Source organism: Paraglaciecola arctica, assembly GCF_018861065.1.
Taxonomy (GTDB): domain Bacteria; phylum Pseudomonadota; class Gammaproteobacteria; order Enterobacterales; family Alteromonadaceae; genus Paraglaciecola; species Paraglaciecola arctica_B.
Genome location: NZ_JAHKQO010000013.1, coordinates 83,102 through 89,235 on the forward strand (window position 1 = coordinate 83,102; position 6,134 = coordinate 89,235).

Below are 6,134 nucleotides of genomic sequence, written 5' to 3' on the forward strand. Positions count from 1 at the left end.
TATATGTATTTAAATACTTTGGCTCCTGCACCTGGAGCAAAAAATTCTGGTAAACGTGTGGGCCGTGGTATGGGCTCTGGTCTTGGAAAAACTGGTGGCCGTGGTCACAAAGGTCAAAAGTCTCGCTCAGGCGGTTCTGTAAAACCTGGTTTTGAAGGCGGGCAAATGCCAATCCAACGTCGACTTCCTAAGTTCGGTTTCACTTCTCGTAAATCTATGGTTTCTGACCAAGTTACGTTAAGCGAAATTGCAAAGGTAGAAGGCGATGTGGTTTCACTTGAAACTTTGAAAGCAGCAGGTCTAGTTAAAAAAGAAATGTTGTTTGTTAAAGTAATGAAAAGTGGCGAAATCTCACGTGCCGTAACGGTTAGTGGTTTAAAGGTATCAAAAGGCGCTCTTGAGTCAATCAAGGCAGCTGGCGGTAAAGTAGAGGAATAGGCTAGATGGCTAAACCAGGACAGGATTCAAGCGCCAAAGGCGGCTTGAGCGAGCTTAAATCAAGATTGTTGTTCGTACTTGGTGCGATCATAGTATTTAGGTTGGGTTCTTACGTACCTATTCCTGGTATTGACGCTGCGGTGTTAGCTCAGTTATTCGAGCAACAGAAAGGTACAATCGTAGAAATGTTTAACATGTTCTCCGGTGGTGCTCTTGAACGCGCGTCAGTTCTAGCCCTAGGCATCATGCCTTATATCACAGCTTCAATTATTATTCAGTTGATGTCTCATATGCATCCACCGATGATGGAGCTGAAAAAGGAAGGCGAAGCCGGACGTCGTAAAATTAGTCAATACACACGTTATTTCACGTTGGTGTTGGCTTCTTTCCAAGCAGTTGGAATTGCGACTAATTTGCCAAACCTTATACAAGGTTTGGTAATTAACCCTGGTTTTGGTTTTTACTTTACAGCATGGATTAGCTTAGTCACGGGAACTATGTTCCTTATGTGGTTAGGCGAACAAATTACAGAGAGGGGTATTGGTAACGGTATCTCTATTCTGATTTTTGCCGGTATTGTTTCTGGTTTGCCATCAGCATTAGGTAATGTTGCTGAGCAAGCAAGACAAGGTGAACTGAACTTATTGTTCTTGATGTTAGTAGGCGTAATAATTATTGCTGTTACTTACTTTGTGGTGTTTGTAGAGCGTGGTCAACGACGAATTGTTGTTAATTATGCTAAGCGTCAACAAGGTCGTAAGGTTTTTGCTGCACAAAGCACGCATTTACCTTTAAAAGTGAACATGGCTGGTGTTATTCCACCTATCTTTGCATCAAGTATTATTTTGTTTCCGGGCACTATTGCAAATTGGTTTGGTCAGAATGAGTCGTTGTCTTGGTTACAAGATGTCGCTCTGCAGTTGTCTCCTGGACAACCTTTGTATGTGATGTTGTACGCTGCGACGATTATTTTCTTTTGTTTCTTCTATACTGCGTTGGTCTTTAATCCGCGCGAAACAGCAGATAACTTAAAGAAATCCGGAGCATTTGTTCCAGGTATTCGTCCAGGTGAACAAACATCAAAATATGTTGATAAAGTGATGACACGCCTAACTTTGGCTGGTGCACTTTACATAACCTTTATATGTTTAGTGCCTGAGTTCATGTTAATCGCTTGGAACGTTCCGTTCTATTTCGGCGGTACATCACTACTGATTATGGTAGTGGTAATCATGGATTTCATGGCGCAGGTGCAGACCCATTTGATGTCTAATCAATATGAGTCTGTTCTTAAAAAAGCTAATCTTAAAGGCTACGGTCGTTAGACCTAGTCGATAAGTTAGCGATTTACGGAGTGATGAAATGAAAGTTCGTGCATCCGTCAAGCGGATTTGCCGTAACTGTAAAGTCGTTAAGCGCAACGGTGTTGTGCGTGTGATTTGCAGTTCTGACCTTAAGCATAAGCAAAGGCAAGGTTAATCGACTGGATTGGGGGTCGTCTAGATACTCTAGCGCCTCAATCCTTAATTGCAATTTAGTCGTTGGGTAAGTATCCTATCGGGCTTTTTAGGCTGATGACTATTAATTATAAGGAGTACTGTTAATGGCCCGTATCGCTGGCATTAACATCCCTGAGCACAAACACACAGTAATTGCTTTATCAGCAATCTATGGTGTTGGCTCTACACGTGCGAAAAGCATTTGTGTAGCAGCTGGTGTTGCAGAGACAACCAAGATCAAAGATCTTGATGAAGAACAGATTGATAAGCTTCGTGATGAAGTTGCTAAGTTCACAGTTGAAGGTGACCTTCGCCGTGAAGTATCAATGAGTATTAAACGTTTGATGGACTTAGGTTGCTTCCGTGGTATTCGCCACCGTCGTAGTCTTCCTCTACGTGGTCAGCGCACTAAAACTAATGCGCGTACCCGTAAAGGTCCTCGCAAAGCAATAAAACGATAAGCGGGGGATATTATGGCTAAAGCACCAACCAAAACGCGTAAGCGCGTAAAACGTCAAGTTGCTGATGGTATGGCTCATATTCATGCCTCTTTCAACAACACAATAGTGACTATTACTGACCGTCAGGGCAACGCTCTGTCATGGGCAACATCAGGTGGTTCTGGTTTCCGTGGTTCACGTAAATCTACCCCTTTTGCTGCGCAAGTAGCTGCTGAACGCGCTGGAATAGCCGCTCAGGATTACGGTTTGAAAAACATAGAAGTGTTCGTTAAGGGCCCAGGTCCAGGTCGTGAATCTGCGATCCGAGCTTTGAACGCTGCTGGTTATAAAATCACTAATATTACCGATGTGACACCTATACCTCACAACGGTTGTCGTCCACCGAAAAAACGTCGCGTTTAATCGACGGACAGTTGGAGAAAGATCATGGCAAGATATTTGGGTCCAAAACTCAAACTTAGCCGTCGCGAAGGAACAGATTTATTCCTTAAAAGCGGCGTTCGAGCAATCGAATCGAAATGTAAAATTGATACCGCACCTGGTCAACATGGCGCCCGTCGTGGCCGTTTGTCTGATTACGGTGTTCAGTTACGTGAAAAGCAAAAAGTACGTCGTATGTACGGTGTATTGGAAAAGCAATTCCGTAACTATTATAAAGAAGCAGCACGCTTAAAAGGCAACACAGGTGAAAACTTGTTACAGCTTTTAGAGCAGCGTCTAGACAATGTAGTATACCGTATTGGATTTGCTAGTACTCGTGCAGAAGCACGTCAATTGGTAAGCCATAAAGCCATTTTGGTTAACGGTAAAGTTGTTAACGTTCCTTCTTTTAACGTTTCTGCTGATGATGTTGTTTCAGTTCGTGAGAAAGCGAAAAAGCAAGCACGTATTGTTGCTGCATTGGAACTAGCAGATCAGAGAGAAAAACCAACTTGGATTGAAGTAGACAACAAAAAGATGGAAGGCACATTTAAACGTGTTCCTGAAAGAACTGATTTGTCTGCAGATATTAACGAACAGTTGATCGTCGAACTTTACTCTAAGTAAAGCTTAAAGAAGAGAGGAAACAATGTCGGGTTCTGTAACTGAATTCTTAAAACCAAGATTAGTTGAAATTGATAACGTCTCGTCAACTCGCGCAAAGGTCACACTTGAACCTTTAGAACGTGGGTTTGGCCATACGCTAGGTAACGCGTTGCGTCGCATCTTATTGTCTTCAATGCCAGGATGTGCTGTAACAGAAGTTGAAATCGATGGTGTATTGCATGAATACAGCACCAAAGAAGGCGTTCAGGAAGATGTTATTGAGATATTGCTTAACCTTAAAGGTTTAGCCGTGCGTCTTGAAGGCAAAACTGAAGCAACACTAACTTTAGTGAAATCCGGTGCGGGCCCAGTATTAGCTGGTGATATCCAGCATGATGGCGATGTGGAAATTGTTAACCCTGACCATGTGGTTTGTACTTTAACTGGCGAAGCTGAACTTAGCATGCGTATTAAAGTGGAAATGGGTCGAGGTTATGTTCCTGCATCAACTCGTCGCTCTTCAGAAGAAGATGATCGTCCTATTGGTCGTTTATTAGTGGATGCTTCATACAGCCCTGTTGATCGTATATCTTACAATGTTGAGTCTGCTCGAGTTGAGCAACGAACTGACCTTGATAAGTTGATCATCGATATGGAAACAAATGGCACAATTGATCCAGAAGAAGCAATTCGTCGCGCAGCTACTATTTTAGCTGAGCAGTTAGACGCGTTTGTGGAACTGCGTGATATTTCTGAGCCAGTTGAAAAAGAAGAGAAACCGGAATTTGATCCGATTTTACTTCGCCCTGTTGATGACCTTGAGCTAACTGTACGTTCAGCTAACTGTTTGAAAGCCGAAGCCATTCAATATATTGGTGACCTAGTACAACGCACCGAAGTAGAGTTATTAAAAACTCCTAACTTAGGTAAAAAATCTCTTACAGAGATTAAAGATGTGCTAGCTTCTCGTGGACTGTCTCTAGGCATGCGTCTAGAAAACTGGCCACCAGAGTCAATCGCTGAAAAAGATTAATTAGGTTTTCGAACCTGATTTGTAAAGAAGGATAAAACTATGCGCCATCGTAAAAGTGGTCGTCAGTTAAATCGTAACAGCAGTCATCGTCAAGCTATGTTTAAAAACATGGCTGGTTCTTTGGTAAAACATGAGTTGATTAAAACTACTCTACCAAAGGCGAAAGAATTGCGTCGCGTAATTGAACCTCTAATCACACTTGCTAAGCAAGACAGTGTAGCTAATCGCCGTTTGGCAATGGCTCGTACTGGTGATAAAGAAGTTGTTGGTAAATTGTTCAACGAACTTGGACCTCGCTATGAAGAGCGTCCAGGCGGCTATATCCGCATATTAAAATGTGGATTCCGTACTGGTGATAAAGCACCTATGGCCTACGTTGAATTGGTTGATCGCCCTGAAGTTGAAGCAGTCGAAGAGATTGAAGAGACAGAAGCGGAATAAACAACCGTGCTCAATTAAAAAAGCCAGACATTAGTCTGGCTTTTTTATTTTTAAAGCAAAATTACTCTTTATTTTCAAGCGCTTGAGAAAGCTCTTCCGTAGTGGCTCCACCATTAATTGCGTACGTTTCTAAGTCTTCTACTTTGACACCTGAGTTTTGTGCAGTTTCGATTATTTTTCTTATTTGCTCTCGTTCTGAACTTGATTCTCGGACCGCTGTAGTTATAACGGTTTCAGCATCGTTGGGAAATACCGCTAGTAGTGCTTCGACTACATACTCACCAACAAGAGGGACTGCTCCTATTGCAGATTGTAATATTTCTACGATTTTGCTTGGATGTGCTTTCGCCAGTGATTGTACAATGTAGTCTGCAGAGTCAGGCTCAGTAATCACAGCAATCCTGACGATTTCATTTAATTCTTCAGGCGTTGAATGGGCGGCGGCTGTCACTACAAAATCTACATAACTCGGATCAGCATTAATGGCTGTTTCCACTATGCTCGTACAACTACTTATTCCTTTATTTAGCGCGAGGGTTACCACCTCTTCAGCTAAGGTCGGCTGTGCAGATATTGCTGCGTGAATTATTTCTTTATATTTTTGTGGGTATAAATCTAGTGCGGTATCTACAATTGACGCTGCCTTTTGCGGATAGTGGCCCACTATGGCTTTAATAGCTCTACCAATTGTTACATTTTGTTCTACTTGTACTTGAAGAAACCTTTCATTCACTTCATTTGGAATGTTTGCTGATTGCTTTACATTTGTATTGGTACTAGCTGAAGCACTGTCTATAAGAACCAATGAACTAAGTGAAAACGCTAACCCAATAATATTTCTCATCTCTATTACGCCCATCTTTACAACACCATAAGTTTGCTAAGCAATAATGTATGACACCACTGCGAATATATAATTCAATCTAACATAATTGAATGCACTTTAAGCATCTAGGCGCAAAAATAGTCAGTTAATACAAAAAAACAATTAATTTTAAAAAAAAGGTTGCATAGGAATGTGTTGTCTCTATAATGCGCCCTCGCTTCAAGGGAGACCACTTAGGACTCTCGCAACGAGTTAGAAATTCTGACAAGTTGCTAATTAGCCAAGGCTATGTTTGATGCGGGATGCAGCGAGATTTATTTTGAAATTATTTTAAATAAATTGTTGACATCAAATGGAGATAGCGTAATATGCGCCTCCCGCTTAAGAGGGTCTACGGACAACATCTTAAG

The 6,134-nt window shown here is 41.8% G+C and carries 9 protein-coding genes; 8 read left to right on the plus strand and 1 reads right to left on the minus strand.

The genetic code is table 11. The features are described from left to right. The first annotated feature begins 3 nt into the window (after window positions 1–3). From rplO to rplQ, 8 genes are all read left to right on the plus strand, one after another. Complete coding sequence (gene rplO / locus KO534_RS04420; RefSeq protein WP_215927680.1) at window positions 4–438, plus strand: 50S ribosomal protein L15; 435 nt, start codon at window positions 4–6, stop codon at window positions 436–438. 5 nt (window positions 439–443) lie between these two features. Continuing rightward, entirely contained in the window at window positions 444–1,763 is a 1,320-nt protein-coding gene (gene secY, locus KO534_RS04425; protein ID WP_007625681.1) for a preprotein translocase subunit SecY, read from the plus strand. Window positions 1,764–1,800: 37 nt separating this feature from the next. Further along, window positions 1,801–1,917: a 50S ribosomal protein L36 gene (rpmJ, locus tag KO534_RS04430; protein WP_081587621.1), complete on the plus strand. Its 117-nt coding sequence runs from the start codon at window positions 1,801–1,803 to the stop codon at window positions 1,915–1,917. A gap of 124 nt (window positions 1,918–2,041) precedes the next feature. Next, a complete protein-coding gene (gene rpsM, locus KO534_RS04435; RefSeq protein ID WP_215927682.1) occupies window positions 2,042–2,398 on the plus strand; it encodes a 30S ribosomal protein S13 in 357 nt (118 codons plus the stop codon). A gap of 12 nt (window positions 2,399–2,410) precedes the next feature. Then, a complete protein-coding gene (gene rpsK, locus KO534_RS04440) occupies window positions 2,411–2,800 on the plus strand; it encodes a 30S ribosomal protein S11 (RefSeq protein WP_215927685.1) in 390 nt (129 codons plus the stop codon). 24 nt (window positions 2,801–2,824) lie between these two features. Next, complete coding sequence (rpsD, locus tag KO534_RS04445) at window positions 2,825–3,445, plus strand: 30S ribosomal protein S4 (protein ID WP_007634242.1); 621 nt, start codon at window positions 2,825–2,827, stop codon at window positions 3,443–3,445. A 22-nt stretch (window positions 3,446–3,467) separates the two neighbouring features. Further along, window positions 3,468–4,457: a DNA-directed RNA polymerase subunit alpha gene (locus KO534_RS04450; RefSeq protein WP_215927687.1), complete on the plus strand. Its 990-nt coding sequence runs from the start codon at window positions 3,468–3,470 to the stop codon at window positions 4,455–4,457. A gap of 39 nt (window positions 4,458–4,496) precedes the next feature. After that, on the plus strand, window positions 4,497–4,898 hold the full coding sequence (gene rplQ / locus KO534_RS04455; protein ID WP_007625660.1) for a 50S ribosomal protein L17: 402 nt from the start codon (window positions 4,497–4,499) through the stop codon (window positions 4,896–4,898). Window positions 4,899–4,959: 61 nt separating this feature from the next. Here rplQ and KO534_RS04460 read toward each other — a convergent pair whose 3' ends face one another. Further along, window positions 4,960–5,742, minus strand: a complete 783-nt coding sequence (locus KO534_RS04460) for a hypothetical protein (protein ID WP_215927689.1) — start codon at window positions 5,740–5,742, stop codon at window positions 4,960–4,962. Window positions 5,743–6,134: the final 392 nt, after the last annotated feature.

Coding starts and splice junctions, on each gene's coding strand:
- rplO (WP_215927680.1), top strand. CDS start 4: ATGTATTTAAATACTTTGGCTCCTGCACCTGGAGCAAAAAATTCTGGT.
- secY (WP_007625681.1), top strand. CDS start 444: ATGGCTAAACCAGGACAGGATTCAAGCGCCAAAGGCGGCTTGAGCGAG.
- rpmJ (WP_081587621.1), top strand. CDS start 1,801: ATGAAAGTTCGTGCATCCGTCAAGCGGATTTGCCGTAACTGTAAAGTC.
- rpsM (WP_215927682.1), top strand. CDS start 2,042: ATGGCCCGTATCGCTGGCATTAACATCCCTGAGCACAAACACACAGTA.
- rpsK (WP_215927685.1), top strand. CDS start 2,411: ATGGCTAAAGCACCAACCAAAACGCGTAAGCGCGTAAAACGTCAAGTT.
- rpsD (WP_007634242.1), top strand. CDS start 2,825: ATGGCAAGATATTTGGGTCCAAAACTCAAACTTAGCCGTCGCGAAGGA.
- KO534_RS04450 (WP_215927687.1), top strand. CDS start 3,468: ATGTCGGGTTCTGTAACTGAATTCTTAAAACCAAGATTAGTTGAAATT.
- rplQ (WP_007625660.1), top strand. CDS start 4,497: ATGCGCCATCGTAAAAGTGGTCGTCAGTTAAATCGTAACAGCAGTCAT.
- KO534_RS04460 (WP_215927689.1), bottom strand. CDS start 5,742: ATGAGAAATATTATTGGGTTAGCGTTTTCACTTAGTTCATTGGTTCTT.